The sequence below is a fragment of the Amycolatopsis sp. FU40 genome, assembly GCF_021903635.1.
Taxonomy (GTDB): Bacteria; Actinomycetota; Actinomycetes; order Mycobacteriales; family Pseudonocardiaceae; genus Amycolatopsis; species Amycolatopsis dendrobii.
Genome location: NZ_CP091381.1, coordinates 5,190,450 through 5,215,928 on the forward strand (window position 1 = coordinate 5,190,450; position 25,479 = coordinate 5,215,928).

27 protein-coding genes are annotated in these 25,479 nt (G+C 68.2%); 10 read left to right on the plus strand and 17 right to left on the minus strand.

The genetic code is table 11. The features are described from left to right. Window positions 1–11: 11 nt before the first annotated feature. Window positions 12–566 carry a manganese efflux pump gene (locus L3Q65_RS24665; protein WP_182896911.1) on the minus strand — a complete coding sequence of 185 codons (555 nt, stop codon included), beginning with the start codon at window positions 564–566 and terminating at the stop codon, window positions 12–14. A 478-nt stretch (window positions 567–1,044) separates the two neighbouring features. On the opposite strand from L3Q65_RS24665, the gene L3Q65_RS24670 reads away from it, so the two are divergent. Next, window positions 1,045–1,515, plus strand: a complete 471-nt coding sequence (locus tag L3Q65_RS24670) for a ribose-5-phosphate isomerase (RefSeq protein WP_182896910.1) — start codon at window positions 1,045–1,047, stop codon at window positions 1,513–1,515. Between the two features lie 101 nt (window positions 1,516–1,616). On the opposite strand, the gene L3Q65_RS24675 is transcribed toward L3Q65_RS24670, so the two are convergent. From L3Q65_RS24675 to pqqB, 9 genes are all read right to left on the minus strand, one after another. Then, on the minus strand, window positions 1,617–2,642 hold the full coding sequence (locus L3Q65_RS24675) for an HAD-IIA family hydrolase (RefSeq protein ID WP_237596772.1): 1,026 nt from the start codon (window positions 2,640–2,642) through the stop codon (window positions 1,617–1,619). Continuing rightward, a complete protein-coding gene (locus L3Q65_RS24680; protein ID WP_237596773.1) occupies window positions 2,635–3,615 on the minus strand; it encodes a fructose-bisphosphatase class II in 981 nt (326 codons plus the stop codon). The genes L3Q65_RS24675 and L3Q65_RS24680 overlap by 8 nt, the downstream gene beginning before the upstream one ends. Window positions 3,616–3,712: 97 nt before the next feature. Beyond that, window positions 3,713–4,690, minus strand: a complete 978-nt coding sequence (locus L3Q65_RS24685; RefSeq protein ID WP_182896907.1) for a class I fructose-bisphosphate aldolase — start codon at window positions 4,688–4,690, stop codon at window positions 3,713–3,715. Beyond that, entirely contained in the window at window positions 4,677–5,672 is a 996-nt protein-coding gene (locus L3Q65_RS24690) for a LysR family transcriptional regulator (RefSeq protein WP_237596774.1), read from the minus strand. Before L3Q65_RS24690 ends, L3Q65_RS24685 begins: the two co-directional genes overlap by 14 nt. 532 nt (window positions 5,673–6,204) lie before the next feature. Then, window positions 6,205–8,697: an aminopeptidase N gene (pepN, locus tag L3Q65_RS24695; RefSeq protein WP_237596775.1), complete on the minus strand. Its 2,493-nt coding sequence runs from the start codon at window positions 8,695–8,697 to the stop codon at window positions 6,205–6,207. Between the two features lie 3 nt (window positions 8,698–8,700). Further along, window positions 8,701–9,801, minus strand: a complete 1,101-nt coding sequence (pqqE, locus tag L3Q65_RS24700) for a pyrroloquinoline quinone biosynthesis protein PqqE (RefSeq protein ID WP_182896905.1) — start codon at window positions 9,799–9,801, stop codon at window positions 8,701–8,703. After that, window positions 9,798–10,073: a pyrroloquinoline quinone biosynthesis peptide chaperone PqqD gene (pqqD, locus tag L3Q65_RS24705; RefSeq protein ID WP_182896904.1), complete on the minus strand. Its 276-nt coding sequence runs from the start codon at window positions 10,071–10,073 to the stop codon at window positions 9,798–9,800. The genes pqqE and pqqD overlap by 4 nt, the downstream gene beginning before the upstream one ends. Beyond that, window positions 10,073–10,768, minus strand: coding sequence for a pyrroloquinoline-quinone synthase PqqC (gene pqqC / locus L3Q65_RS24710; protein ID WP_182896903.1), 696 nt, complete (start codon window positions 10,766–10,768; stop codon window positions 10,073–10,075). The genes pqqD and pqqC overlap by 1 nt, the downstream gene beginning before the upstream one ends. Then, window positions 10,765–11,667 carry a pyrroloquinoline quinone biosynthesis protein PqqB gene (gene pqqB, locus L3Q65_RS24715; protein ID WP_182896902.1) on the minus strand — a complete coding sequence of 301 codons (903 nt, stop codon included), beginning with the start codon at window positions 11,665–11,667 and terminating at the stop codon, window positions 10,765–10,767. The genes pqqC and pqqB overlap by 4 nt, the downstream gene beginning before the upstream one ends. Before the next feature lie 536 nt (window positions 11,668–12,203). On the opposite strand from pqqB, the gene hxlA reads away from it, so the two are divergent. The 4 genes from hxlA to L3Q65_RS24735 all read left to right on the plus strand — a co-directional run bounded on the left by hxlA (window position 12,204) and on the right by L3Q65_RS24735 (window position 15,054). Further along, a complete protein-coding gene (hxlA, locus tag L3Q65_RS24720) occupies window positions 12,204–12,830 on the plus strand; it encodes a 3-hexulose-6-phosphate synthase (protein ID WP_182896963.1) in 627 nt (208 codons plus the stop codon). Window positions 12,831–12,865: 35 nt separating this feature from the next. Further along, window positions 12,866–13,135 carry a hypothetical protein gene (locus tag L3Q65_RS24725; RefSeq protein ID WP_182891520.1) on the plus strand — a complete coding sequence of 90 codons (270 nt, stop codon included), beginning with the start codon at window positions 12,866–12,868 and terminating at the stop codon, window positions 13,133–13,135. A gap of 40 nt (window positions 13,136–13,175) precedes the next feature. Then, on the plus strand, window positions 13,176–13,790 hold the full coding sequence (locus L3Q65_RS24730) for a GPR1/FUN34/YaaH family transporter (RefSeq protein WP_043840322.1): 615 nt from the start codon (window positions 13,176–13,178) through the stop codon (window positions 13,788–13,790). A gap of 61 nt (window positions 13,791–13,851) precedes the next feature. Then, window positions 13,852–15,054: an NAD(P)/FAD-dependent oxidoreductase gene (locus L3Q65_RS24735; RefSeq protein ID WP_237596776.1), complete on the plus strand. Its 1,203-nt coding sequence runs from the start codon at window positions 13,852–13,854 to the stop codon at window positions 15,052–15,054. Window positions 15,055–15,109: 55 nt separating this feature from the next. On the opposite strand, the gene L3Q65_RS24740 is transcribed toward L3Q65_RS24735, so the two are convergent. Next, window positions 15,110–15,742, minus strand: coding sequence for an MBL fold metallo-hydrolase (locus L3Q65_RS24740; RefSeq protein ID WP_237600936.1), 633 nt, complete (start codon window positions 15,740–15,742; stop codon window positions 15,110–15,112). Next, window positions 15,736–16,821, minus strand: a complete 1,086-nt coding sequence (locus L3Q65_RS24745; protein ID WP_237596777.1) for an S-(hydroxymethyl)mycothiol dehydrogenase — start codon at window positions 16,819–16,821, stop codon at window positions 15,736–15,738. Before L3Q65_RS24745 ends, L3Q65_RS24740 begins: the two co-directional genes overlap by 7 nt. 149 nt (window positions 16,822–16,970) lie before the next feature. Here L3Q65_RS24745 and L3Q65_RS24750 point away from each other — a divergent pair, with 149 nt between their 5' ends. Continuing rightward, window positions 16,971–18,227 (plus strand): LuxR C-terminal-related transcriptional regulator, encoded by a 1,257-nt coding sequence (locus tag L3Q65_RS24750; RefSeq protein ID WP_237596778.1) that lies wholly within the window; start codon window positions 16,971–16,973, stop codon window positions 18,225–18,227. A gap of 36 nt (window positions 18,228–18,263) precedes the next feature. Here the strand turns inward: L3Q65_RS24750 and L3Q65_RS24755 are convergent, their stop codons facing one another. Together L3Q65_RS24755 and L3Q65_RS24760 are read right to left on the minus strand one after the other, a co-directional pair. Then, a complete protein-coding gene (locus tag L3Q65_RS24755; protein WP_237596779.1) occupies window positions 18,264–18,626 on the minus strand; it encodes a transposase in 363 nt (120 codons plus the stop codon). Continuing rightward, window positions 18,605–19,171 carry a hypothetical protein gene (locus L3Q65_RS24760; protein ID WP_237596780.1) on the minus strand — a complete coding sequence of 189 codons (567 nt, stop codon included), beginning with the start codon at window positions 19,169–19,171 and terminating at the stop codon, window positions 18,605–18,607. The genes L3Q65_RS24755 and L3Q65_RS24760 overlap by 22 nt, the downstream gene beginning before the upstream one ends. 276 nt (window positions 19,172–19,447) lie before the next feature. On the opposite strand from L3Q65_RS24760, the gene L3Q65_RS24765 reads away from it, so the two are divergent. Beyond that, the gene (locus L3Q65_RS24765; RefSeq protein WP_043838119.1) at window positions 19,448–19,858 is read left to right on the plus strand and encodes a peptidase inhibitor family I36 protein; all 411 of its coding nucleotides are present in this window, start codon (window positions 19,448–19,450) and stop codon (window positions 19,856–19,858) included. A gap of 235 nt (window positions 19,859–20,093) precedes the next feature. Here L3Q65_RS24765 and L3Q65_RS24770 read toward each other — a convergent pair whose 3' ends face one another. The 3 genes from L3Q65_RS24770 to L3Q65_RS24780 form a co-directional block, all read right to left on the minus strand. Then, a complete protein-coding gene (locus tag L3Q65_RS24770; protein ID WP_237596781.1) occupies window positions 20,094–20,840 on the minus strand; it encodes a dihydropteroate synthase in 747 nt (248 codons plus the stop codon). Between the two features lie 617 nt (window positions 20,841–21,457). Further along, window positions 21,458–22,699: an MFS transporter gene (locus L3Q65_RS24775; protein WP_237596782.1), complete on the minus strand. Its 1,242-nt coding sequence runs from the start codon at window positions 22,697–22,699 to the stop codon at window positions 21,458–21,460. 371 nt (window positions 22,700–23,070) lie between these two features. Next, a complete protein-coding gene (locus L3Q65_RS24780; protein ID WP_237596783.1) occupies window positions 23,071–23,319 on the minus strand; it encodes a hypothetical protein in 249 nt (82 codons plus the stop codon). 441 nt (window positions 23,320–23,760) lie between these two features. Between L3Q65_RS24780 and L3Q65_RS24785 the strand changes: the two genes are divergently transcribed. The 3 genes from L3Q65_RS24785 (at window position 23,761) to L3Q65_RS24795 (ending at window position 25,465) form a co-directional block, all read left to right on the plus strand. Further along, complete coding sequence (locus L3Q65_RS24785) at window positions 23,761–24,099, plus strand: hypothetical protein (RefSeq protein WP_237596784.1); 339 nt, start codon at window positions 23,761–23,763, stop codon at window positions 24,097–24,099. A gap of 86 nt (window positions 24,100–24,185) precedes the next feature. Next, window positions 24,186–24,392 carry a hypothetical protein gene (locus L3Q65_RS24790; protein WP_182891514.1) on the plus strand — a complete coding sequence of 69 codons (207 nt, stop codon included), beginning with the start codon at window positions 24,186–24,188 and terminating at the stop codon, window positions 24,390–24,392. Between the two features lie 5 nt (window positions 24,393–24,397). Beyond that, complete coding sequence (locus L3Q65_RS24795; RefSeq protein ID WP_237596785.1) at window positions 24,398–25,465, plus strand: serine hydrolase; 1,068 nt, start codon at window positions 24,398–24,400, stop codon at window positions 25,463–25,465. Window positions 25,466–25,479: the final 14 nt, after the last annotated feature.

Sequence of the window (25,479 nt, forward strand, 5' to 3'; positions counted from 1 at the left end):
TCCCCCGTCGCTCAGTCGAAGGCCAGCGGCAACAGGATCGCCGCGCCGACGAGCGAGATGCCGCTGAGCAGATCCGCCCGGATCCGGATGACCTTGGCGGCCATCCGGCCGACGAACAGCCCGGCGAGCGACAGCACCACCGTCATCGCGCCGAAGGTGAACATCGGGATCACCAAAGAGAATCCGGCGATCCCCAGGCCGGCCCCGGCGAGGAAGTTGTCGACGGTGAGCGAGAACGGCAGCCCGAAGAGCGTCACCCACGGGTGGTCCAGGTCGTCCGCTTCCGTCTCCGGGTTGCGGATCGCCGAGACGAGGAAATACAGGCCGTACAACCCGAGCGCGGCCACGCCGACGTACTCGCCCCAGTCGCCGACGAATTCGCCGAGGTAGCGGCCGGCGACCCCGCCCAGCAGCGGGCCCAGCGCGTCCCAGAGGCCGAAAACCAGGGCTACTTGCACCGCTCGGCGCCAGCCGAACGGAATGGTTCCGATCGCGATCGACGAGCGGAAGTTGTCCAGGCTGAGGCCGAACGCGAGCGCCACCAGCGGAAGAAACTCGAGATTCACGGGGACCGCCTCTCCAGGGGGATCGAGCGCGCTCGGAGATGGGCGCGAGGTCCCGCGTCCGGAACCTCGCGCCCATGCCTATTCGCGGAACACGGCCGGTGCGGCCGGGCTGTCAGCGCCGGTAGAAGTAGCCGGTGGCCTCAGCACACACCTCGATGACCGTGTACTCCGGGGTTTCCCACATGATGTCGTTCTCCTTCTGCTGGCTGCTCCCGAAAACCGCTCGATCTCGAGGACACCGTCACGAAATCTCCCGGTCACGATCCAGCTTCTTCGCCTTAACACGGCGGCAGCAACCGGCGGTGCACCAGCGGTCGGCAACCGGTGCCGAACGGTGCGCCGCCGTCGACGAGCGGGAGCGGCCGCGCACGCCCCGGCGACGGCAGCGACACCCTCGCACCGGCCTATAAGGCATTCCAATGACTGTCCGGCAAAGGTTTCCCGCCAATCCGCCGAGCACGACACTAGACTCGCCGCCGTGCGAATCTATCTTGGCTCTGATCACGCCGGGCTCGAACTCAAGAACCATTTCGCGGAACGGCTTTCCGGTCTCGGCTACGAAGTGACCGACGTCGGCCCCGCCGTCTACGACGCCGCCGACGACTACCCGCCGTTCTGCGTCGAGACGGCGCGGCGCGTCGTCGCCGACGAAGGCAGCCTCGGCATCGTCATCGGCGGTTCGGGCAACGGGGAACAGATCGCGGCCAACAAAGTGCCTGGCGCACGCGCGGCACTGGCCTGGAACGAGGACACCGCACGGCTGGCACGCCGGCACAACAACGCACTGCTGGCTGGCATCGGCGCGCGGATGCACACCGTCGAGGAGGCCGAGCGCATCGTCGACGCGTTTCTCACCGCCGAATTCGAGGGCGGACGGCACCAGCGCCGGATCGACCTGCTGGCGGAGTACGAACGCACCGGCGAACCGCCCGCCCTGCCCGGAAAATGACCGCTCCGCCGCTGTCCGGTTCCGGACAGCGGCGGAGCGGTCTTCTCGCTCAGCCAGCAAGCAGAACGCGGGCGCGCTCCCTCTCGGCGGCCGCGCACGCGTCACTGCGGACCGGCGACGCCAAGCTGCTGTTCGATCCGCTCCCACAACCGCGCGTCGTCGGAGATCGGCCGTCCGTCGGCGCGAGCCGCCCACGCACCGGCGATGACGGCCTGGAGCAAACGGCCGCTGTCGCCGCCGCTGGGCAGGTCGGGGACGCCGTCCGGCCCGAGGCCGTCGAGACGCTCTGCCGAGGCGCTGTCCAGCGGCAGCGCGGGGACGAGCAGCCCGCTCACATCAGCAGCGACATACGTCGGACGGGAACGCCGCGGTGCGAAAGCCAGATCGCGGAGCCGGGAGGAACCGCTCAGCACGAAAAGCGAGTCAAGGCCGGCGGCGTTCGCCCCCTCGATGTCGGTGCCCAGCAAGTCTCCGCACACCAAGGTGTCCGGCGGAGCAGTGCCCAGCCGAGCGCGAGCCAAGTCGAACAAGGCCGCCTTCGGCTTTCCGACCACGTGCGGGGAGGCGCTGGTCGCGGTCTGCACCAAGGCGACCAGCGCGCCGTTGCCCGGTGCCTTCCCGTACGGCGTGGGGAGCGTGCGGTCGATGTTCGTGGCGACCCAGGCAGCTCCGGCTTCCGCCAGGTAGCCGACAGCCGCGAGCTCGCGCCACGTGATGTCGTGGCCGAGTCCCTGCACGACCGCCTCGACTGGCGCGCCCGCCAAGTCCGCGACGCGGACCGGCGTCAACCCGGCTTCGGCCAGCGCATGGGCAACGCCAGGGCCGCCGACCGCGCACACTCGCGCGCGAGGAGCCAGCCGCTCGGCCAGATACGCCGCGGCCGCCTGAGAACTGGTGACCACCGACCAGCCGGTCCCGGCGAGGCCCAGCTCACGCAGGTGATCAGCGACGTCCCCGGGCGGACGGGACGCATTGTTCGTCGCGAAGACGACCGACAGTCCGCGTTCGGCCGCCTCGTTCAGGGTCTCGACCGCGTGCGGGACAGCGGAAGCCCCGCGGTACACCACGCCGTCGAGGTCACAGATCAGCCCGCGGTAGCGCGCGAGCAGAGGTCCGGCCTCACCCACGGCCGCGCTCCCTGACATACCGGTGTTCGGACTGGATCGTCCGCACCGTGTCCGGATCCGAGCACAGCACGAGGGACCGCGTGGTCGTGCAGCCCTCGCCGTCGTTCCGGACGCCGCGCAGCAGTTCGCTGGTGGTCACCCCGGAGGCACAGAAGACCACGCTCTCCTTGCCCACCAGGTCCTCGGTGCGAGTAACCGCGGCCGGCTGCTGCGCGGGACCTTCGGGCACCAGCCGCGCCTGCATCGATCCGCCGAGGCAGGACAACGCGGCGGCAGCGACGACTCCTTCCACGGCGTTCCCGGTGCATAGGAACACGTCGATCGGATGCTCAGGCCGCGCCGCGGCGACGGCGCCCGCGATCTCGCCGCCCTCCACCAAGTGGACCCGCGCACCAGCGTCCTGGATTTCTCGGGCGAGTTCCACGTGCCGGCGTCGATTGAGCGTCGCGACGACGACGTCCGACACCCGCACCCCTTTTGCCACGGCAATCCTCCGCAAGTTCTCCGCCACCGGGCGGGTGATGTCGACGACGTCCGCGAGGCCGGGGCCGACCGCCAGCTTCTCTATGCTGTGCTGCGGAGCCAGGTCGGCCATCGCGCCGCGCGCGCTGACCGCCACCGCGGTCAGCGCGCGGGGCACATCCCTGGCCTCCGACAGGGCGCCATCGCCGATGCTGATCGCGATATCGCATACCGGGCCGTCGCCGGCGCCCACCTCCGCGCCGTGGAACAGGGCGGGTGAATCGTCTTGCGTGCCCACCCCGAGCACCACGACGCCGTCCATCGCCACCGAGCGCAGCGACGTGTGCATCGCGTCTATGGCGGCCAGCCTGGCGCTGTCGTCGCTGTGCCCGGCCCATCGTCCGGCCGCGAGCGCGGCGGCCTCGGTGCCGCGCACGAGTTCGAGGGCAAGGGCGTCGTCCGGGCGGCGGGCAGTCTCCGCGGCGGCGAGGCCCCATTCCTGACTCTTCATAGACATCCATCCCTGTGCGCGAACGGGCAAATTTCCTCGACCCGGCCCGGCCGGTGCGAGCCGCGGCTCGCACCGGCCGGGTCTTCTGGTCTGGCGGTCAGCGAGCCGCGGCGTTCGCCACCGCCCGGTCCGACAGCGCCTTCTGAGCGGCTTCCCGCTTGCTCTCGTCGCCTCGCCAGGTCTCCAGCGCCGGCCCGACCAGCGCCCGTCCGAACGAGTAGGTCAGCTCCCACGGAAGCGGGCCGAGCGTCTGCATCGCCGCGAGGTGCTCAGTCGCCTTTTCCGGGCTTTGCCCGCCGGACAGGAAAGCGATGCCCGGTACGAACGACGGCACCGTCTCCCGCAGAGCGTCCACAGTGGCCTTCGCGACCTCTTCGACCGACGGCTGCTCCGGGCAGTCCTTGCCGGCGACCACCATGTTGGGTTTGAGGACGATGCCGTCGAGCTGCACCTGCATCAGGCTGAGCTCGTCGAACAGCGAGCGCAGGACGGACGTCGTCACCTGCTTGCACTTCGCCAGCGAGTGGGAACCGTCCATCAGCACCTCGGGCTCGACGATCGGCACGATGCCGCCTTCCTGGCACAGACCGGCATACCGTGCCAGCGCGTGCACGTTGGCCCGCACCGCACGGTCCGACGGCAGGCCGTCGCCGATCGTGATCGTCGCGCGCCACTTGGCGAAGGTCGCCCCGAGCGCCGCGTAGTTCTTCACTCGATCGCGCAGCCCGTCGAGCCCTTCGGTCACGTTCTCGCCCGGTGCGCCCGCCAGCGGCTTCGCCCCGGTGTCGACCTTGATCCCGGCGAGGATGCCGCGGTCGGCGAGAAACTGCGGGAACGTCTGGCCGTTCGACAGCTTCTGGTGAAACGTCTCGTCGGCGAGGATGATGCCGCTGACCGATTCCGGGAGCTTCGGGGTCGTGACGATCAGCTCCCGGTACACGCGCCGGTTCTCCTCGGTCGCTTCGACGCCCACCCCTTCGAGCCGGGAGGACATCGTCCCGATGCTCTCGTCCGCGGCGAGGATTCCGCGCCGGTCGGAGACCATGATGCGAGCGATCTTGTTAAGAGTGGACATCGGTAGTTACTCCTCCTGTGCTAGTGACTTTCGGGCCAGGCTGCGGGCCTGGCATGGGACTGCCCTTCGCCGCCGCGATCTCGACCAGCTCCTTCGCGTGTCCGGGCAATCCCCGGCGTTCGCTCCACGCCGCGTAAATCGGCTTCGCCGGCATCTCCTGTTCGACCGGGACCAGCCGCAGCCTGCCGTCCGCGATTTCGGAGCGGACGGTGGAGATGTTCAGCACGGTCACCCGCCTGCCCGCGGCGACCACCTGCTTGACCGCCGCGCTGGAGGGCAGTTCGACGTAGCTTCGCGAAGCACGCGCGGAACCCAGCAGTTCGTCGGTGAACTCCCGGAGCCCGGATCCCCGCTCGCGCACCACCAGCTGGGCCGAGGCGAGCTCCTCCACCGTCACCGGACCGGGCCGCTTCGCCCACGGATGCACCGCCCCGACGACCACCGCCAGCTTGTCGTCGCAGATGTACCGGGTGACCAGGCCTTCCCGGAACTGTTTCGGCAGCTGGCTTCCGGCCTGGCACCAGCCGTCGATGAACGCGACGTCGGCCTGGTCCGCCCGGATCAGCTGCCGCAGCTCGTCGACGCGGCCGGTCCGCACCTCCACCCGCACCTCGCCGAACGAGAGCCCGGACCGGTTCAGCCATTCCGGGATCAGGTGCTCGGACACGCCCGGGCTGCCCGCGACCCGCAACCGGCTCGCGCTGGACGAACCGGAGCCGAACTCCAGTAGCTCCCGCGCCGCGTGCATCACGTTGCGGGCGTACTTCGCGAGCATTTCCCCTTCCTCGGTCAGCTTCGACCCGGTCGGGGAACGTTCGAGCAGCCGCAGGCCGAGCCTTCGTTCCATGGCACTGATCCGGATGCTGGCCGCGGGCTGGGAAAGGCTGTGCGCCTGCGCCGCCTTCCCCACGCTGCCGTAGCGTTCGACGGACAGCAGCAGATCGAGGTCGGCGAGCTGAGGCATTTTTGAGGGAAGAACCACGATTTCCCCCTCTCGCTCCGGAATACGTCGTACTGTGCCTGAGGAAGCAACACTGACGGTGCGCGGACTGCGCGACCCGCGGTCACGGGACCCGCGGTGTGCACTGAGCCTGCACTGGCCGGTGAGCCTGGTCAATCCGAGGGACACGAACGTAGCCGCTGCGAAGACGAACGGTGCACAGTACGTCACCTGCGGGGTTTCCGGCCTGCCCCTATGGCCGTTGAGCAGCGAAACACCTTGGCAGGTAAGGGTTTCATCCCGCTCAGCACCAAAAAACCGCCGTCTGTCACTATTTCCCGCCCGTCCGACCCAGACCGGTGGCCGCACTTGCACCGCGTCGCAGATGCTTCCCGGCGAAGCACTCGCCCGGAATCCTTCAACAGGAGGAAATAACGTGAAGTGGGAAACGCCGAAGTACACGGTCGTCGAGGTTTGCGCTGAAGCCACTGGTTACTTCTACCGAGGCTGACAGCCACTTCAGCCGGCGCAAGGCTTCAGTCTGCCCACGCGACTGAAGCCTTGCGCCTTCCATTCACCTCGTTCGATGCGCCGCGTCGCACGCTCGCGCCGCACGCATGATCAGCAGTTCGGTGCGCTCCTCGCGGAGAACCTTCACCACGTTCCGCGGCAACAGCGTGCTTTCCAGCAAGCGCCCGGTGCCCGCCAGCACACTCTGCTCCGCAGTGGTGAAATGAGGATAGAGCGCGCGGGCGAAGGCCACCGCGAATTCCGGTTCGACGGTGCCCGGCATGCTTTCCAACGTCCTCAAGTAGCGGTCCGCATACGGTGTGAGCAGTCCCTCTTGCCCGGGTTGCGGCAGGCCCGCCATGACGGCTTTCCGCTCGGCGAGCGAAAATTCGCCGTTGAACAGCCGCTCCCAGCCCGTTTCCTTGGCTGCCGCCGCGGGCCGGGCGGCCTCCGCGGTCAAGGCGTTCCGGCGGCCGCTGTCACCGGGATCCGCCTCCACCGCGACATCCAGGCAGCCGTCGAGGTCGTGTCCCGTCGACGCGAGGCGGAACACCGCACGCCAGCGCAGATCCCGATCCACTTCCAGGCCCGCCCACGGGGATCGCCCGTACGCGATTTCGCTCAGCAGACGGTGTTCCCCGTCCGGGACGACGCCGACCAGGGCGCGGGCGAAGACCAGTTGGCGATCGCTGCCCGCAGCTTCGGCGGCCAGCAGTGTTCGCACCTGGTGCGCCAGCGTCGCCAGCATCTCCGTACGGCGGGACGGATCCCCGTAAACGCGGACAGCCCGCACTGCGCGATCCAGCAGCGCTTCCAGCACCCCGGCATCGCTCTCCCCTGGCCCGTGCGCGAGAACGGCAGCGGCGTAGCTCCGCGCCGGCAAGCGCGCGTCGAGCACCTCGTCCCACAACGCTCCCCAGACGACTGCCCGCACCCGCTGATCGTCCACTGCGGACAAACTCGCCAGCGCCTTCTGCCGGGACCGGGCGTCCAGCCGGATCTTGACGTGGCTCACCGCGTCGTCGTTGGGCACCACCAGATCCGCGTCGCCGAAGCCGGCCAGCTCGCACTCGCCCGAATCAAGCGAAACGTGCGCGCGCCGGCGCAGCACCATCTCGCCCTCGCGGTCGTCGAACGCGGCGACCCGGAGGTTCAGCCTCCGCGGCGGAACGTCCGCGTGCTGGACAAGCAGGTCCCGGACCATTTCGACGGTATTGACGCCGCTGCTCAGCAGCCATTCCTCGACCCACCGGCCGACATCTTCGCCTGAAGCCCGCTGCAGCGCGGCCGCGAAGTCGCCGAGATCGGCGTTGCCCCACGCGTGCGTCCGCAGATAGATCCGGACCCCCGCGACGAACGAGTCCCAGCCCAGCCGCTCCGCCAGCTCACGCAGGACTGCGGCGCCTTTCCGGTACACGATCGGGCCGAAGTTCGAGCGCGCCGCGTCGGTGTCGGGCGTCGCGACCCGGATCGCGTGGCTCGTCGGCAACTGGTCGGCGTGCCGGGCGAGGGGCAGGTTGTGATGCGCGAAGCCGGTCCAGCCTTCGCCGTACCGCGTCGCTTCAGGCTGCGCGACGACCGACATCATGGTCGCGAACGCCTCGTTCAGCCACAGATCGTCCCACCAGCGCATGGTCACGTAATCGCCGAACCACATGTGCGCCATCTCGTGCGTCAGGAGTTCGGCTCGCCTTCGCCGCGTGTCCTCGGTGACCCGGTGCCGGAACAGAAACCGCTCGTTGAGCGTGACACAGCCCGGGTGCTCCATGCCGCCGAACGCGTACTCGGGGGCGAAAACGTGGTCGTATTTGGCGAACGGGTACGGCAGGTCGAACAACCGGCGGTAGAAGTCGAGCCCGCGACGGACCACGTCGAAGAGCTCGGGAGCCTGGCGGGTCAATGCGCAGTAAAGGGAGTTCCGCGCGTAGAGGCCCAGCGGCAGTCCGTCGTGCAAGGCTTGGACGCGGCGGAACGGGCCGGCGGCGAAGGCCACCAGGTAGGTCGGCAGCGGCGGGGTGGGCCCGAAACGCCAGCTGGTGCGGTCGCCCTCCAGCGGCACCAGCTTTTCCGGGTCGGTGTTGGCGACCACCGTCCAGTGATCCTCCGCGGTCACGGTCACGCCGACCGCCGCTTTCAGATCCGGCTGGTCGAAACAGGCGAAGACGGTGTGCGCCGCGAAAGGCTCGAACTTGGTGTGCAGGTAGACCTGCCCGTCGAGCGGGTCGCGGAAACGGTGCAAGCCCTCGCCGGTGCGCGAATACGGAGCGGTCCCGGCCACGCGCACCGTGTTCTCCCCCGGCCTCGCGATCAGCCGGATGCGGGCGCCGGCCTGTGCTGCCGGCCCCAGTTCACGGTCATTGCACTCCACCGACGCGGCTGTTCCCGCAAAGTCGAGAAAGAGCTCGCCAGGCTCCGCGCGGAAGCGCACGACGGTGGTCGTCGCGAACTCGTCCTCGCCTGTCGTCAGGTCGAGTTCCACCTCGTACCGGACGTGCGAGACCGCCGCGGACCGCGCCGACGCCTCTTCTTCCGTGAGTTTCGTGCCTGCCAGCGACATCCGTCAGTGCCTCCGCGCGGCCGGACGCCGGTAAACCAGGTCCGCCGCTTCGCCGTTGCTGTGATTGGCCCGGACCAGAGCGTCCTGGACCAGGTGATGGTCCGGCGAGTGCTGGCACACCGGATCGGTGCGCGCCGCGTCGCCGGTCAACGCGAACGCCTGGCAGCGGCAGCCGCCGAAGTCGATCTCCTTGCGCGGACAGCTCTGGCATGGATCCGGCATCCACGCCGTTCCCCGGAAGGCCTGGAACGCCTCGGATTTCGTCCAGATCCACTCCAGGTCGTGGTCGCGGACCGAGGAGAAGGCCATCGTGGTGATCTCGGCGGCCACCGGACACGGGTACACGGTGCCGTCCGGTGCGACGGTCAGCGCGTTCTGCGCCCATCCGCCCATGCACGGCTTCGGGTAGGGCTCGTAGTAGTCCGGGAGAATCCAGAGGAGTTCCATCCGCTCCCCCAGTTCGGCCTTCCGTCGCTCGTACACGGCGACCGCGTCGTCCAGCTGGGCCTTGCTCGGCATCAGCCGCTCGCGGTTGCGCAGCGCCCAGCCGTAGTACTGGCTGTTGGCCAGTTCCAGCCGCTCGGCTCCCCATTCCGCGCAGACGTCGATGATCGCGTCGAGCCGGTCGAGGTTCAGCCGGTGCAGCACCACGTTCATGTTCAACGGCAGGCCGGCATCGCGGATGATGCGCGCGGCGGCCTCCTTCTTGTCGAACCGCTTGCTGGCCGCGACCAGGTTCGTCGATTCGGCGGCGTCGCCCTGAATGCTCAACTGGGCGCTGTTGAGCCCGGCCGCGACCAGAGCTTCCGCCCGGCCCTCCGTCAGCCCGAGGCCGCTGGTGATCAGGTTCGTGTACAGCCCGAGACCGCGGCATTCGGCGACCAGGGTCTCCAGATCGCCGCGCACCAGCGGTTCGCCGCCGGAAAAGTGCACCTGCACGACACCGAGCCCGGCGGCCTCGCGGATCACCCGCAACCAGTCCTCGGTGGCCAGTTCCTCCTGCCGGTCGAGCAGGTTCAGCGGGTTCGAGCAGTAGACGCAATGCAGCGGGCACTGATGCGTGACCTCGGCGAGCAGGCCGTAGGGCTGCGGCAAGCCGGTCATGCGACCACCACCCAGCCCCGGCCTCGCGCGTCGTGCAGGAATTTCATCACGTCGTTCGCGAGATCGGCGGCCTGGAAATCGCGTTCGAGCTGGTCGACCACCTGCCGCACGGTCCGGCTGCCGTCGCACAGTCCCAGTATCGCCGCCCCGGACTTGTTCAGCAGCACCACGCGTTCGGGCAACAGGAGCAATTCGACGTCCCGGACGTTGTCGTGCTTGAGCATCGCTTTCGTCGCCAGCTTCGGCACGGCGGCCAATTCGGACTCGTTCATCACGAACTCTTGCGGTAGGCGAGTTCCACGGCGTCCAGCAGGCTCCAGAGCACGTCGCACTTGAACTCCAGCGCACGGGCGCACGCTTCCTGCTGCTGTTCGGTCTTCGCGTTCTCGACCACCAATTCGAGCAGGTGCGCGATGTCCTTGGGCTGCTGAGTGAGCCGGGCCCGGAAGTACTCCAGGCCCTCCGCCGCGATCCACGGGTAATGGCGCTGGACATCGGTGATCCGCCTGCTGAGCAGGTCCGGCGCGAACAGTTCCGTCAACGCCGACGCGACCGCCTCCAGCCACGGCTTCTGACGGCAGAAGTCAACGTACGCGTCGACCGCGAACCGCACGCCGGGCAGAACGGTGTCCACGTCGTACAGTTCCTCGCGGCTCAAGCCGACTGCTTTCCCCAAGCGGACCCACTTTTCGAGGCCGCCTTCGCCGCCGGTGCGGCCATCGTGGTCGGTGATCCGCGTGATCCACCTGCGCCGGTCGTCCCGGCCCGGGAGCTTGGTCAGGATGAACGCGTCCTTTTTCGGGAGATTCATCTGATAGTAGAAGCGGTTCCGCACCCATCCGCGAAATTCCGCCTCGGACAGCTCTCCAGCGTGCATCCGCTCGTTGAACGGGTGCAGATGGTGGTACCGCTTCTCTCCGATGGACCGCAGGTACGCTTCGAACTCCTCGGCAGACCTGACGCTCATACTTCCACCTCCAAGCCGGCTCGGCCGATTTCGATGCCCAAGTCCGTCACCCAGCGCCGTTCTGGGGACTCTTCGTCGAGAATCGGATTCGTGTTGTTGATGTGCGTGTAGATCTTTCGCTTCGCGGGCAGCGCGGCGAGCGCGCGAGCCGATCCGCCGTCCCCGCTGACCGGCAGGTGCCCCATCGACCGGCCGGTCCGGTTTCCCGCGCCGGTCGCGGACATTTCGTCGTCCGTCCAGAACGTCCCGTCCACGAAGACGCAGTCGGCCGATGCCACCTGCTGCTCGAACTTCTCGTCCCATCGCGGCACCGTCGGCGCGTAGACCGCGATCCCGCCGGTCAGCTTGTCTTCCAGGCGATAGCCGACCTCCCATTCCGCCGGCTGTTCGCGGAGCTGGGAATTCCCCACGTAGCGGGGAGCCTTGGAACCGGTCAGGAACGCGGTCGCCCGCACCCGGTCGTCCAGATCGACCGGCTCGCCCGCCCGGACCTCGGACCAGGAGATGTCGGCGTAGTCGCTCAGCAGCTCCCGCACCGGGAACCAGAGGTTCAGCGCCTCCAGCACGGGAAAGGTCCCGTGCACCGTCAGCGACGATTCCTCGCGCAGCATCAGCAGGCCGATGGTGTGGTCGAATTCCGCGTCGGTCAGCACGACCCCGGCGACCGGCGTCTCCCGGATGCCCGGACCGGGATGCAGCACGGGATCCGCCGCGATCTGGTGGAGAACGTCGGGAGTCGCGTTGAACAGGAACCACCGCTCGCCATCGCCGGAAACCGCGATCCCGGCGTGCGCCGTCGCGTGCTCCGGCTTAGCGCGGGCCTTGACGCACCCGGCGCAAGCGCAATTCCACTGCGGATAGCCGCCGCCCGCGGCGGCCCCGAGGCAATGAATCAACATCCGTCAACGCCGACCACGAGGCGCGGAAAGAACTTCGGCCACCATGGATTCCGGCATTTCGCGCCTCATAACGTCCTCCCGCACTGTCGACCGGCGGCAACGGCAGGACAAACAGGCGCCGTTGCCCGCCGAGGGCTCAGCCGGCGCGATTATCCGGTATCGTCGCCCTGAACTCGGCTATTCTCCGGAAAGCTTCTTCGCTCGCATCGGGGCCTGGCAACCGCTCGCGCACGACCGGAGCCGAATCACGGACGAACGGCGGCCGCGCCGAGACGAGCGGGAAGCCGTGCGCACTAGTGCCGACGAGAGCCGGGAAGCGGCCGTGACCAGCAGATCGTCGATGCTTCCCGCACCAGCCGGCCGAGGTCTGCCGGGTCGCGAAGGCCCGGACCGCCGCGCCCCGGCGGCCGGCGGTTATTGATTGTGCCTATCGGGGGATTGTTTTTCCTCATGCGGCGAAGCATTGCCGGGCGCAGGCGGCGGGGTGATGGTGGGTGACCTGTCGCGTTTTCCCTTTCTACCGTGAGGAGTTTGTTGTGCGGTTGCAGGTTGCGTTGGATGTGCTGGATGTGGGTTCGGCGTTGGCGTTGGCGCGTCAGGTGGCGGGGGAGGTGGACATTCTTGAGCTGGGGACGCCGTTGGTGAAGTCGGCGGGGATTTCGGCGGTGACGGCGGTGAAGGCGGCGCATCCGGACAAGCTGGTGTTCGCGGATTTGAAGACGGCGGACGCGGGGGAGCTGGAGGCGACGCTGGCGTTCGAGGCGGGTGCGGATCTGGTGACGGTGATGGGGGCGGCGGACGACGACACGGTGCGGGGCGCGGTGGCGGCGGGCAGGAAGTACGGCAAGGAGGTGGTGGCGGACATGATCTCGGTGACCGAGGGCCGGGTGGCGCGGATCCGGGAGGTGGCGAAGCTGGGGGTGTCGTTCGTGGAGATCCATGCCGGTCTGGACGAGCAGGCGCGTCCGGGGTATTCGATCGACACGCTGCTGGCCGACGGGCGCGAGGCGGGGGTGGCGTTCTCGATCGCGGGCGGGGTGAAGGCCGCGACGATCGGGCTGGTGAAGGACGCGGGCGCGGCCGTGGCGGTGGTCGGGGGCGGGATCTACAACGCGCCCGACCCCGCTGCCGCGGCCCGCGAACTCCGCCGCCTCACCGCCTGACCCCACCCGCCCGATCGGAACAGAAGGGAGTCGGCGTGGAAGTCCAGAACCCAGCCGCGGGCAGCACTTACGGCTCGTTGCTCCTGCAGGCCGCCGGAGTGCTGCGGCTGCGCTACGTGGAATGCCGGCGGGACACCAGCTTGTCCCCGGAGGCGGCGGCCGAACTCGCGACCGTCTTCGAGGCGCTCGCCCAAGGCGAGCCCGCGTTCGACCAGATCGACCCGAAAGAAGCGATCGCCTTGGCGAACCGGCTGATCGACGACGACCATCCGGAGCTTTCCCACCTGTGGCCCACGACCCGGTAACCCGTCCACGGATCATTCGCAACTCAACGAGGAGTACACGATGACGACTGCCGAAGCCACCGAAGCGCCCGCACGCACCATTCCCGAGGGGGATCCCGCTCTGATCGGCGTTCCGACCTTCATCGTCGGCGCCACCGCGCTCGGCCTGGTGCTGACCGGCTACGTCCCGGCCGGCGCCGTCGGGGCCTCGATCGCGATCATCCTGCCCGCCACCGGCCTCGGCCAGCTCGTCGCCGCGGTATGGGCCGCCGCACAGGGCCAGAGCGCCGTCGCCTCCGTGTTCGGCATCTTCGCCGGGTTCTGGCTCAGCTACGCGGTGCTGGTGCTCGGCCTGACCCACAACTGGTTCGGCATCCCCGCCGACGCCGCGGTGTCCACCCAAGGGCTGTTCCTGACCGCCTGGCTGGTCATGATCGTCCTGCTGACACTGGCCAGCCTGCGGCTGCCCGCCGCGTTCACCCTTCTCTTCGCACTGATCGACCTCGCGCTCGCACTCGTGCTGTTCGGCACCGTGAACGGCTCCGCGGGCCTCACCACTGTGGGCGGATACGTCGTGTTCGCGTTCACCGCGGTCGGGGTGTATCTCTTCCTCGGCGCGATGTCCGCGGCGACGGGCGGCCGCTCGCTGCCGCTGGGCCGGCCAGTACTGAGCTGACCCGGAACGGGGCGGCCGCCCGGCCGCCCCGTTTTCGCGTGTACCGCAAAGGAGTTGATCTGTGACCTCGCCGACCTTCGTCGTCATCGGAGCCGGACTGGCTGGGGCAAAAGGGGCGGAAGCGTTACGGGACAAGGGTTTCGACGGGCGGATAGTCTTGATCGGAGACGAGGAGCACCTGCCCTACGAGCGGCCGGCGCTGTCGAAGGACTATCTGTCCGGCAACGCCTCCCGCGACAGCCTGTACGTCCACGACGCGACCTGGTACGCCGAGCAGCGCATCGAGCTGCGCCCGGGTGTCCGCGCGACCGGCATCGACCGGGCGGCGCACGAGGTGCGGCTTTCCGACGGCACCAGCCTCAGCTACGCGAAACTGCTTCTGGCCACCGGTGCCAGCGCACGCACGCTCCCCGGTGCCACCGGGGTCCGCTACCTGCGCCGTCTTGAAGATTCCGATTGGCTCAAAGGCCTGTTCACCACCGCCGGCAGCATGGTCGTGCTCGGCGCCGGCTGGATCGGGCTGGAGACCGCGGCCGCTGCCCGCCGAGCCGGGCTCGACGTGACCGTTGTCGAAGCGCTCCCCCAGCCGCTGGTGCCCGCGCTCGGCCGCGAAGTCGCCGCTGTTTTCACCGACCTGCACCTGCAGCACGGCGTCGATCTGCATCTCGGCGTCCAGGTCGACCAGGTCGAGCGAGGCAAGCGCGTCAAGCTCGCCGACGGCACCGTGCTCGAGGCCGACGCAGTCGTCGCCGGGATCGGCGCTCAGCCCAACACCGGCATCGCGCGCGCCTGCGGGCTGCGAGCCGGCAACGGCGTGCTGGTAGACGCGAGCCTGCGCACCAGCGACCCCGACATCTTCGCCGCCGGGGACGTGGCCAACGCCTACCACCCGCAGCTGCGCCGCCACGTACGGGTGGAACACTGGGCGAACGCGCTCAACCAGCCCGCGGTCGCGGCCGCCGGCATGCTCGGCAAGAACGACGTCTACGACGAACTGCCGTATTTCTACACCGACCAATACGACCTGGGCATGGAATTCCTCGGCACGATCGACAGCTACGACCGCGTCGTGTTCCGCGGCGACGTGCCCGGCCGCGAGTTCATCGCCTTCTGGCTCAAGGACGACCGGGTCCTCGCCGGGATGAACGTCAACGTCTGGGAAGTCACTGAGCCGATCAAGGCGCTCGTCCGCTCCCGCCGCCCGATCGACCCGGACCTCCTCGCCGACCCCGACGTTCCGCTCGACCGCCTCGCGGCCCCCTGACCACGCGATGGCCGGGTTCCGTCCACCGTGGACGGAACCCGGCCTTCCGCTGTCCTCAATGCCCGCGGGCGATCCATTCCGACAAGTGCGGCGCCTCGTCGCCGATCGTCGTGGCGTCGCCGTGTCCGGTGTGGACCTTCGTGGCGGCGGGCAGTTCGAGCAGCCTGTCGCGGATCGACGAGACGATCGTCGGAAAGTCCGAAAAGGACCGTCCGGTCGCGCCCGGCCCGCCGGAGAACAAGGTGTCACCGGAGAACAACGCGCCTGCCTCGGGCAAGTACAGGCACACCGAGCCGGGCGAATGCCCCGGAGTGTGGACGACCCGCAGCTCCGTGCCCGCGACCGCGATCCGTTCTCCGTCCTGCACCGGCCAGAATTTCCGGTCCGGATGAGTCATCTCCCACAGCTCCTGGTCGCCGGGGTGCAGCAGCACCGGCGCGTGGAGGTTCGCGGCCAGCGCCGGTGCGACGGTGACGTGGTCGTTGTGCCCGTGCGTGCACACCACGGCGACGACGTTCCGGCCGTCGACCGCGTCGGTGATCGCTTTCTCGTCGTGGGCGGCGTCCACGATCACAACCTCTTCGTCCCCTCCGACCAGCCAGATGTTGTTGTCCACCGCCCAGCTTCCGCCGTCGAGCTCGAAAACGCCGGAAGTGACGACACGCTCGATGCGCAGGCCGCTCACCAGACCACCACCGAGCGCAGCACGTCGCCGGCGTGCATCGCGTGGAAGGCCTTCTCGACGTCAGCGAGCCCGATGCGTTCGGAGACGAACTTCTCGAGCGGAAGCCGGCCCTGCCGATACAAATCGATCAGCATCGGGAAGTCGCGCTCGGGCAGGCAGTCGCCGTACCAGGACGACTTCAGCGCCCCGCCGCGGGAAAAGAAGTCGATCAGCGGCATCTCCAGCCGCAGGTCCGGCGTGGGCACGCCGACCAGCACGACCGTGCCGGCGAGGTCGCGGGCGTAAAACGCTTGCTGCCACGTCTCCGGACGGCCGACCGCGTCGATGACGACGTCCGCGCCGAACCCACCGGTGAGTTCCCGCACCGCCGCGACCGTGTCGGTTTCGGACGCGTTGACGGCGTGCGTGGCGCCGAGATCGCGTGCCCATTCGAGCTTCCGCTCGTCCCGGTCCACCGCGATGATCGTGGTCGCTCCCGCGAGCCGGGATCCCGCGATCGCCGCGTCCCCGACTCCCCCGCAGCCGATCACCGCGACCGAGTCGCCGCGGCCGACGGCGCCGGTGTTCACCGCGGCACCGAGGCCCGCCATGACCCCGCAGCCCAGCAGACCCGCCACGGCCGGGTCCGCGGACGAGTCAACCTTGGTGCACTGTCCCGCGTGCACGAGCGTCTTGTCGGCGAACGCGCCGATGCCCAGCGCGGGGGTCAGCTCGGTGCCGTCGGCGAGCGTCATCCGCTGGGCCGCGTTGAACGTGTCGAAGCAATACTGCGGGCGGCCGCGCTTGCAGGCCCGGCACTGGCCGCAGACCGCGCGCCAGTTCAGGACGACGAAATCGCCTGGCCGCACGGAGTCGACCCCGGCGCCGACGCTTTCCACCGTGCCCGCCGCCTCGTGCCCGAGCAGGAACGGGAACTCGTCGTTGATCCCGCCTTCGCGATAGGTCAGGTCGGTATGGCAGACCCCGCAGGCCGCCACCGCGACGACCACCTCGCCCGGCCCCGGATCCGGGATCACGATGTCCGTCAGTTCCACCGGACTTCCCTGCGAACGGGCGATCACCCCGCGTACCTGCTGTGGCATTCTTTCTTCCTTCGTGCCGAGCGACAAACCATGTGCCAGAGCGCATGCCGATCCCGACGCTAGTGGCGCGCCGGCCCGCCGCGACCCGGTCGTCCGGCGAGGAATTCCTGGTCTTTCGGCTAGGCACCCGACGGGTTATCCTGAGCCGGATGCCTGCCGACCCCCGCGCCGCCGTCGACCTGCCGGGGCTGCGCGACGTCGTGGACGGCCCGCTGCACGACATCGCCGGCCGCTTCTCCCGCTTCCTCGCCGAGACCTGGCCGCACTGCGCCCTCGTCATTTTCACCAAGGAGTGCACCGGTCGGCCCCGCAAGGTCGCCGGCGACGCGGAGACGACGGACAAGATCGCGATCGCCGAACTCGAAGCGCTGAAGGCGGCCGTGCATCCCGGCCGCGCGACGAGCACGACCGCGCAGCTCGGCGGTGCGGCCCGGCCGGTGTGGGCCGTGCACGACCCCATCGGCACGCTGCTGGTCCTGATCCCCCGGACCGTGCGGAAACCAGTCCCGCGTCCGGTGCCGCTCGCCGAACTGTTCGGCATCGTCGCGACATCCATCCGGCAGCAAGTCACGCAAGCGAGCCCCGATTACCTCACCGAGTCCCGGGCGGCGTCGAGCGAACGCGCGCGCACGATCGTCGAAATGGCCGCAACCCAGGAAAGAACCCTCGTCACGGTCCTGAACGCGCTGCGGTCGACCAAGCTGGACGCCGAGGGTGCCCGAGCCGCCGCCACCGACGCCGCCTCAGCCGCGCTGGTGGCTCTGCGGTCAGCCCACAAGACCGATCTCGCGCTGTCCGAAGAGCCGGTGCACACCGCCTTCGCCCGGCTGCGCCGGGAAGTACGGCAGGTTCTGCGCCACCACGACGCCGAACTGGAGTTCGTGGAGCCGCAGCCCGACACGCGTCCGCTGTGCGGAGAGCTCGCGCCCGCCGCGCGAGCCATGACCTGCACAGCGGTCCTGGCGTTCACCGCACAGCCGACGTTGACCCGGCTGCGCGTCGCGTGGTCCTGCGACGATTCTTCGCTGCGGCTGGACATCCGCGACCACGAGTCCGGACGCCTCGACGTCGACGCGCTGCACCTCCAGCTCGACGGACGCGCGAAGGCACTCGGCGGCAGCGTCGAGGTCGACGCGGTGTCGGGCTGGGGAAGCCGGGTCTCGATCGTCCTCCCCCGCTCTGTCGCCCGGGACAGCACGGACACGACCAGCCTCTCGAAACTCAACCGCCGAGAGCTGGAAGTCCTGCGACACGTTGCGCACGGCTTGCGGAACAAGGCGATCGCCGAGCGGCTCGGCATCACGGAGAGCACCGTGAAGTTCCACGTCGCTAATGTCTTGAAGAAGCTGAAGACAGGATCCCGAGGGGAAGCTGCGGTCCTGGCGTTGAATGCCGGGGTCGCATGACTGCGTCGTCGTATGGGTGCCGAAAACCGTGTCACATCACGCGACCTGCTGATATTCGTAGATCAGACCGCCAAGGCGACCGTGCCGACGTACCAATCCGGCATCACGCATCCGGACCGGAACCTGCCGTTCGGGCGGTCGTCGGCCCAAGGAGCGATGAGGACGACGGTGATTGACGTACTCGGCCAGGACCTGTTCGAGATGAGGCCGGTTGACGATAAACAGCCGATCCAGACACTCGCGGCGACCGCTGCCCACCCAGCCTTCAGCGATCGCGTTCGCCCGCGGCACCCGAACAAGACTGCGCAGGACGTCGATGCCGACCGAGGCGAATACCGCATCGAACGCGGCCGTGAACTTCGCGTCGCGGTCACGGATCAGAAACCACAAACTGTCCACTCGGTCGCCGAGTTCAACCAGCAGGTTCCGGGCCTGCTACACCAGCCACTCCGCAGTCGGACGAGCCGGCGCAGCAACACCGTCTCTACGTGAAAGAAATCCATCGCCAGAATGCCGCTGGCCTGGACAGTGAGGAACTGCTTCCACGTCGGTCCCGATCGGCGCGGTGGCGGGTCCACTCCCCCATCCTTGAGGATCTTCCACATTGTCGACGGCGCAATCGTGTATCCCAGCCCGACGAGTTCGCCGTGGATTCGGCGGTAACCCCAACCCGGATCGTCCCTCGCCATCTCCCCCACCAACCGGCGGATCACCACGGCAACAGCCGGCCGACCCGGTCGACTCCCGTAGGTCCACCGACGTCGCACCAATGCCGTCAATACCGCACGATCAGCCCAGGTCAAACGCGGTCGCGACGCCTGACGCTGAAGCACCGCGAGCTGATGACGCAACACCAAAATCTCCGCATCCTTCGCAGCATTCGACCGCGAGCACAGCACCAGCCAACCGAACACCCGCGTCACCAGCAGATACAGAAACCTCATGACCACAAGTCGTGATCATCGACCACCAAGCAGCCACCCCATCAACCACCCGCCCACACGCCGCAACCAGCTGGTCGGCACTCATAACAACGTTGCCGGCAGCCACAGGGCCTCGTCAGCAGACACCGCGCGGTTCCGAACCTCCGCGGAGACGCGATTTCATCGGGCTGACCTGCGGGAGGACGGCGCGAGGACGAGACGGGGACGGTTCCCGGCAGCGTTGTACTCGTCCGGCCGCCCGCTCCGGTGGCGGCCGCTTCGAGGGGAGAAACCCGCATGCCCACGATCCGCTCCGCAGTGGCTCTCGCGGCCGCCGTGGCCGGTGCCGCCGCCGGCACCGTCCTTGCCGCGGCCCCGGCCTCCGCCGCCACCGCACCGTGTCCGGCCGGTTACTACTGCTTCTACCAGGACGCCAACTACAACCGCGGCACCACCGGTTGGCATCTCAACTACAACAGCACGCAGTCCGGGGACTTCAACAACCCGCCCGCGTCCAGCGGAAACAAGCGCAACCAGCTGTCGTCGATCATCAACAACGGCAACCGCACCATCTGCGTCTACAACGACGTCGTGCTCGCGCCCGACAAGCTGCTCATCAAGGTCCCCCCGTACGGGGACGTGCCGAACCTGGCCAACATCCCCGGCGCCAACGACAACGCCGACTACTGGAAGATCAACGCCTGCTGATGAAAGACGCGGGAGCCCTTGCCGAGCAGGGGCTCCCGCGTCTTTCATCAGCGACTTTCCGCCGCACCGGGCCAAAGCACCGATTCGGTGCCGAATCGGTCCGCAAGCTCCTGCGAGACAGCCTGACACCGATAACGCAACGGCACCGCCAGGACGGGATCCAGCGGTTCGTCCGAGGACAAGACTCTGGCCACCCTGAGAAACTGCGACGCAGCGGCGACATCGTGCACACAGGCTACCGCCCCGGCAGCCCGGCCAGCTGTGCAAGTGCCGCCAAAGTTCCCGGCACCCGTTCAGCGGGCGGCGACGGCGACAGCGCTCCGATGAAGTCCTTTCGGGAGATCGCGATCAGCAGCGGGAGCTTGAAGCTGGTCAGTGTCCGCAATCCGCGAAGCATCTCGATCGACTGCGGCGGCGTCTTCGCCAGGTCGATCCCCGGATCCAACCACACCCACTCGACCGGCAGGCCCGGTGCGGCGATTTCCCCCAGTTTGCCTTCGCAACCATGCGCTCGCCTCGTCGACGACATGCGTGTAGCCGCGGGGTCCAAGACTTTGTTCCTGACCCCGGCAGGGTTGTGTGTCAAGACAAGGTCGGCATCGCGAAGCCGGCCCGCCGCGAGATCGAACGCGCGAAGCGGCGTGTACCCGCGCCAACCGCCGACAAGCACCACGGTCGCTGAAACGACCAGATGCCCCGGGAATATCGGGAACGTCAGCGGACCAGATCGGCCGCCCGGTCGCGAGGTCCAAACAGGACAGTCGAGATCGGTCCTGCGGGACAGCAGACAACGACCGCCGCCGATGGCAACCGCACGCGGCCACGTATCGACCGGAGCATCCCACCGCACCGAACCATCCGCCGGATCAAGACTCACCAATCTCGTGCTGCGCTCGTGAACGACGACATGACCGCCCGTCACCGCAAGGCCCGAGACAACGCCACGCCGGTGCAGCGGCCGCTCCCACCCAATTTCGATCACCGCATCAGACCACCACGATCACGTGACCGTCAGCAAACACATTCGACGTACCACAGACAAGATTTTGCTGCGGCGAAATGCTTCTCGCGGGCCGCTCGACGTCTGATCCCCACCAGGACCCCGTCCAGTCACGTCGACCTCATCGCCGGCGTCGCACCCGTCTGGCCTCGACTCACCTTGCTCGCTGGTCGGACGACATCGACGTCCCCGGCGACGTGACTGCCGCAGGATCGACGCCCAATCCCCTGAGCCTCTGGCAGCAGGGCCGCGTGGCCACCGCTGATGATCTCTCCGCCCCGTTGCAACTCCTCGTCGGCCGCGAGGTCAGCGCGGTCTGCTTCGTCCGCGACTACGTCGAACTGCACTTCGACAGACCATCTTGCGCGCTCTCACCAACCCGTGCGTCGGACCAACTGTTCGTGTTGAGCGGATGCACGGGCTCGTGGCAGGGGAAAGTGAAGCCGACTGCGGCCAGGCTTCGCAGGCTCATACTCGCGCAACGCCGCGGTGCCGCTGCCGAAACCTGGTATGCGCCGCCGGGCATTTCAACCGCGAGTAGCGTGGCTAGCACCATCGTCCGCGGTCCTTGTTCAGACGATGCCCTCCAGTACAAACCATCAAGAACGCACAGCTCGGCCGGCCGGTCGAGAGATTCTGCGGATGGGGCGGCTGAAGAGTCCGGCTGCGGCGCAGATGAGCAACGCGGCCGTACACACGAGGGTCCCGGCTCGAGGTCCGAGCGCATGGGCAACCGATCCGATGATGTTGTTGGTCGCCAACAGGGTCACACTCTGCATCACCGAGAGGATTGCCTGGACACGAGCGAGATGAGTATCAGGAGCGGCACTGAGGAGCAGCGGGCTGAGGTGGCTGACGAACATGCCGCTCGCCGCGCCGACACCTATCGCGCCCGTGATGGCCATCGGCAGCGCCGGCGCGAGGCCGACCGCCAGTTCGCCCACGGCGACCACAGCCAGCGCGAGTGCGGCAACAACGCCGGGGCGGGCGAGGATCCCGCGGCGACTGATGATCAGAGTTACGACAATCGTGCCCATGCTCTGGGCTCCGACCACAAACCCCGCACCGGTCGAACCCCATCCGTGCTCTCGCGCCAGCAGCGGGACCAGCAGAGAAACAAAAGGCAGCACAAACCCCGCCGCACCCGCCACGAGCAACAGTACGGGTCCCAGTCCGGAGGTCCTGACCGCGACCTGGATCCCTTCCCACACCTCGCGCAAGATGTGCTTGCGCTGCGCGGGCGACGGCGGAGTGAACGGCGGACGCACCATAACCAGCACGACGAGCACCACAGCGAAGGTGATCGCGTCGGCCCATGCCGCCGCGGAGAGCCCGGCGAATGCCACCAAGGCACCACCAACAGGAGCACCGACCAGACTAATCACCTGGGTTCCGCTCTGACGAAGCGCGACTGCCCGCGGGAGCAGTTCGGGCTCGACGAGCCGGCGGGGCATCGATCCGGACGAGGGCAGGTAGAAGGCATCGTTCGTGCCGACTATGAGAGCGGCTATCACGAGAATGGCCAACGGCGCCCCAGCCGCCCCCGACACGACAGCCAGTGTTACGGCGACAACCAGCATCACGGCGTCACCGACGATCATGACCTGTCGGGCTCCGAGCCGATCACCGACGGCACCGCCGAACAGGAGCAGAATCGTCCGCGGCAGCGCGACCGCCGACAGCACCCAACCGGCCGCCAAACCGCCGTGAGCCGATGCCGCCCAGCCCAGCGCGAAGTACAAAGCAGCGTCGCCGAGCTGCGACACCAGAGCACCGCCCAGCCAGACGTAGAAAATTTGGGGAAGCACGGTTTTCTCCGCCGTACTGGACGATGCTGTCACCACGAATCTCCCCCACTGGCGCACGTGCGCCACCGGCAATCCGGCCGCCGCCCACAGCGTGCTCGACCTCGGCTGCAAATACCAAGAGCGACCGAGCATATCCACGGTGTGCGAACAGCATTACAGCGGATGGGCCCGGGTGGGCCGGTAGCCCAAACGGGGACTGTGACGCTTGGTCTGCCTTCGACGTTGGCAGGGATCGGCGTGCGTCGCTGTCGCGGGCCAACGCCAGCGCGTCGGGATTGGTCTGCACGACGGCGTGCAGCTTCGGATTGAGCTCGTCGACTCGCTTCAGGTAACCGCGGGTCAGCTGTTCCGCCGACAGGGTCGCCAGCGCAAGCGTCTTCAGCTTGGCGGCAATGTGCATTCGACTACTCCCGAAGTCCGATGGCTTCAATAGGCTTGGCGCGCAAGGTGATGCGAGTGGACAGTCCGAGCGAAAGCAGGCTGAGCAGGAACGCGCCGCCGACGATTCCGACGAGCACCATCGAAGTCCCGGACGGCAACGGGGTTCCGCGCAGCGCGATGTTCAGCAGTGCCAGCGGAATCGTCCGCATGATCTGGCCTCGGGTGGTGCCGATCAGCCGCAGCAACGCGAATTCCCGCGCAGGCACCACCATGCGGTATGCACTGTCCTACTGGGACACTGTTCGGGTCAAGAAACGGCTTCGTTCGTGGCAGTCCGGCGTCTGGTACCTCACGATCGGGGCCGGCACCGGATCCTGCTTTTCTGCGAGCTGACGGTCGTCACGGCGATGGCGTTGACCGGTGTCAAGGCCCGGCGGTTCAGGTGGTGATAAAACTGCTCCGCTACCCGCTGCGGTCGAGCGGCGGCGGCTCGGCGAGCCGGTGCCGGAGCCCTACCTCAACGGCTCGCTGATCCGGGATCCGGCGAGGCCGCGCAAACGCGGGCTGGCTGGCGCTGCACGGCTTGGCCGGGTTCTTCATCGGCGTTTCGCTTTCGCGCTGCCGCCGAGCGGGCCGCGGCAGTTGCTCACCGCCGCGGCCCGGTGGCTATTACTGGGCGGCATTCCCCGCTCGACCACGTTCCAGGTGGACTCGTGGCCGAGCGCCGCGCGCTGACCGGGAGCAATGATCGCGCTCTCGCTCTGGGCCTCGCCGTTCGCGAACTGGCAGGCGAAGACCGCCAAGGCCCTGCTCGGCCCGCGCCCGATGTGAAGATGACCGACCCGATCGTCGAGCTGGCCGCCATCCGCTGGACGCGCTCACCGCGCAGGGTGCTCAAGCTGATGGCGGAAGGGTACGACAACGCCACCATCGCGGAACTGCTGGCGTCAGCGCCGGGACCGCACTCAAGCACATCCGCAGTATTTTCGCGAAGCTGGGACTGCCGGAGGACAACGGACGCCGGCGAGTGCCGGCGGTGCCAGCCTGTCTGAACGGCCGACGGTAGCGCTGGCGCTACCGTGTAGTCGGGGGTTTAAGGCATGGTGGCGGGGCACCGGCGGTCAGTAGCGTTCCCGGCATGGAAAAGGAAGTTTTGCGCAGCCGCCAGATCGGCGGCCCGGCAGTCACTAGCCTGCTCTGGCTGATCTTCATCGCCGGCGCCGCGACGAACTCGATCGGTGGCTTCACCGGGCTGGACCACACGTTCGGGATGATCGCGGGCGGGATCGCGGTGGTGTGCCTGGTGATCCTGGTCGTGCGGTTCGCCGCGCGGAACAAGGACTGACGCCGATGTTGCCCGCCATGCCGCTGGCGCTGGCCGCGTCGTTGCTCGCGCCCGCCGCGCCGGCTGCCGCCGTCGCGGACCCGGTTCGCACGCTCGCACAGGAGATCGTCTCCTCCGGCGCGACCGGCGTGCAGATCCGGACAGTCCACAACGGACACGCCCGTACCGTGACCGCCGGTGTGTCCGAATTGGACTCGCAGCGGCCGGTGTCGCCGACCGGACGATTCCGGATCGGCAGCGCGACCAAGATGTTCACGTCCACTGTGGTCTTGCAACTCGTCGCCGAACGCCGTCTCCAGCTCGACGCCCCGGTCGAGCGCTACCTGCCCGGACTGCTGCCGCACGGCAATGAGATCACCGTGCGGATGCTCCTGCAGCACACCAGCGGGCTCTACGACTACACCGAGTCCCTGCCTCTGCGCGGGGCGGACTTTCAGAAGATCCGGTACCAGCACCGTTCGCCGGAGTCGATGGTCGCGGTCTCGACCGGCAAGCCGCTGGACTTCCCGCCCGGCAGCAAACACGCCTACTCCAACACCAATTTCATCGTGCTCGGGATGCTGATCGAGCGGACCACCAGACACGCGTGGGGCGTGGAAGCAACGCAGCGCATCCTGGTCCCGCTCGGGATGCACCGCACGTCGGTGCCCGGCGACCGGACCGGGATCCCGGGGCCGCACGCGCACGGCTACCAGGAGATGGACGGGAAACTGGTCGACGTCACCGAGCTGAACCCGAGCATGGCCGGGTCGGCCGGCGAGATGATCTCCACCACCGCGGACCTGGACAAGTTCCTCTGCGCGCTGGCGGCGGGGCGGCTGGTGCCGCCTGACTTGCTGGCGCAGATGACCAAACCATGGTCCGCGACCGATCAGTACGGGCTCGGCTTGCGCACCCCGGCCACCGCGTGCGGCGCGCGGGTGTTCGGGCATACCGGCGGGATTCCCGGGTTCCAGACCGTCGCGTTCACCAGCCCGGACGGCAAACAGCGTGTCGAGGCTTCGGTGACATTGGGCCGGGGCCTTGACCTCGACTTGAGGAGCGCCGTGCTCGACACAGTTTTTTGCCGCTGAATACCGATACGGAA

Excerpts from the sequence above, each read along its gene's own strand:
- L3Q65_RS24680 (WP_237596773.1), bottom strand. The coding sequence starts at position 3,615 with ATGAAGAGTCAGGAATGGGGCCTCGCCGCCGCGGAGACTGCCCGCCGC.
- L3Q65_RS24685 (WP_182896907.1), bottom strand. The coding sequence starts at position 4,690 with ATGTCCACTCTTAACAAGATCGCTCGCATCATGGTCTCCGACCGGCGC.
- pepN (WP_237596775.1), bottom strand. The coding sequence starts at position 8,697 with ATGTCGCTGGCAGGCACGAAACTCACGGAAGAAGAGGCGTCGGCGCGG.
- pqqE (WP_182896905.1), bottom strand. The coding sequence starts at position 9,801 with ATGACCGGCTTGCCGCAGCCCTACGGCCTGCTCGCCGAGGTCACGCAT.
- pqqD (WP_182896904.1), bottom strand. The coding sequence starts at position 10,073 with ATGAACGAGTCCGAATTGGCCGCCGTGCCGAAGCTGGCGACGAAAGCG.
- pqqC (WP_182896903.1), bottom strand. The coding sequence starts at position 10,768 with ATGAGCGTCAGGTCTGCCGAGGAGTTCGAAGCGTACCTGCGGTCCATC.
- pqqB (WP_182896902.1), bottom strand. The coding sequence starts at position 11,667 with ATGTTGATTCATTGCCTCGGGGCCGCCGCGGGCGGCGGCTATCCGCAG.
- L3Q65_RS24730 (WP_043840322.1), top strand. The coding sequence starts at position 13,176 with ATGACGACTGCCGAAGCCACCGAAGCGCCCGCACGCACCATTCCCGAG.
- L3Q65_RS24745 (WP_237596777.1), bottom strand. The coding sequence starts at position 16,821 with ATGCCACAGCAGGTACGCGGGGTGATCGCCCGTTCGCAGGGAAGTCCG.
- L3Q65_RS24750 (WP_237596778.1), top strand. The coding sequence starts at position 16,971 with ATGCCTGCCGACCCCCGCGCCGCCGTCGACCTGCCGGGGCTGCGCGAC.
- L3Q65_RS24760 (WP_237596780.1), bottom strand. The coding sequence starts at position 19,171 with ATGAGGTTTCTGTATCTGCTGGTGACGCGGGTGTTCGGTTGGCTGGTG.
- L3Q65_RS24765 (WP_043838119.1), top strand. The coding sequence starts at position 19,448 with ATGCCCACGATCCGCTCCGCAGTGGCTCTCGCGGCCGCCGTGGCCGGT.
- L3Q65_RS24780 (WP_237596783.1), bottom strand. The coding sequence starts at position 23,319 with ATGGTGGTGCCTGCGCGGGAATTCGCGTTGCTGCGGCTGATCGGCACC.
- L3Q65_RS24790 (WP_182891514.1), top strand. The coding sequence starts at position 24,186 with ATGGAAAAGGAAGTTTTGCGCAGCCGCCAGATCGGCGGCCCGGCAGTC.
- L3Q65_RS24795 (WP_237596785.1), top strand. The coding sequence starts at position 24,398 with ATGTTGCCCGCCATGCCGCTGGCGCTGGCCGCGTCGTTGCTCGCGCCC.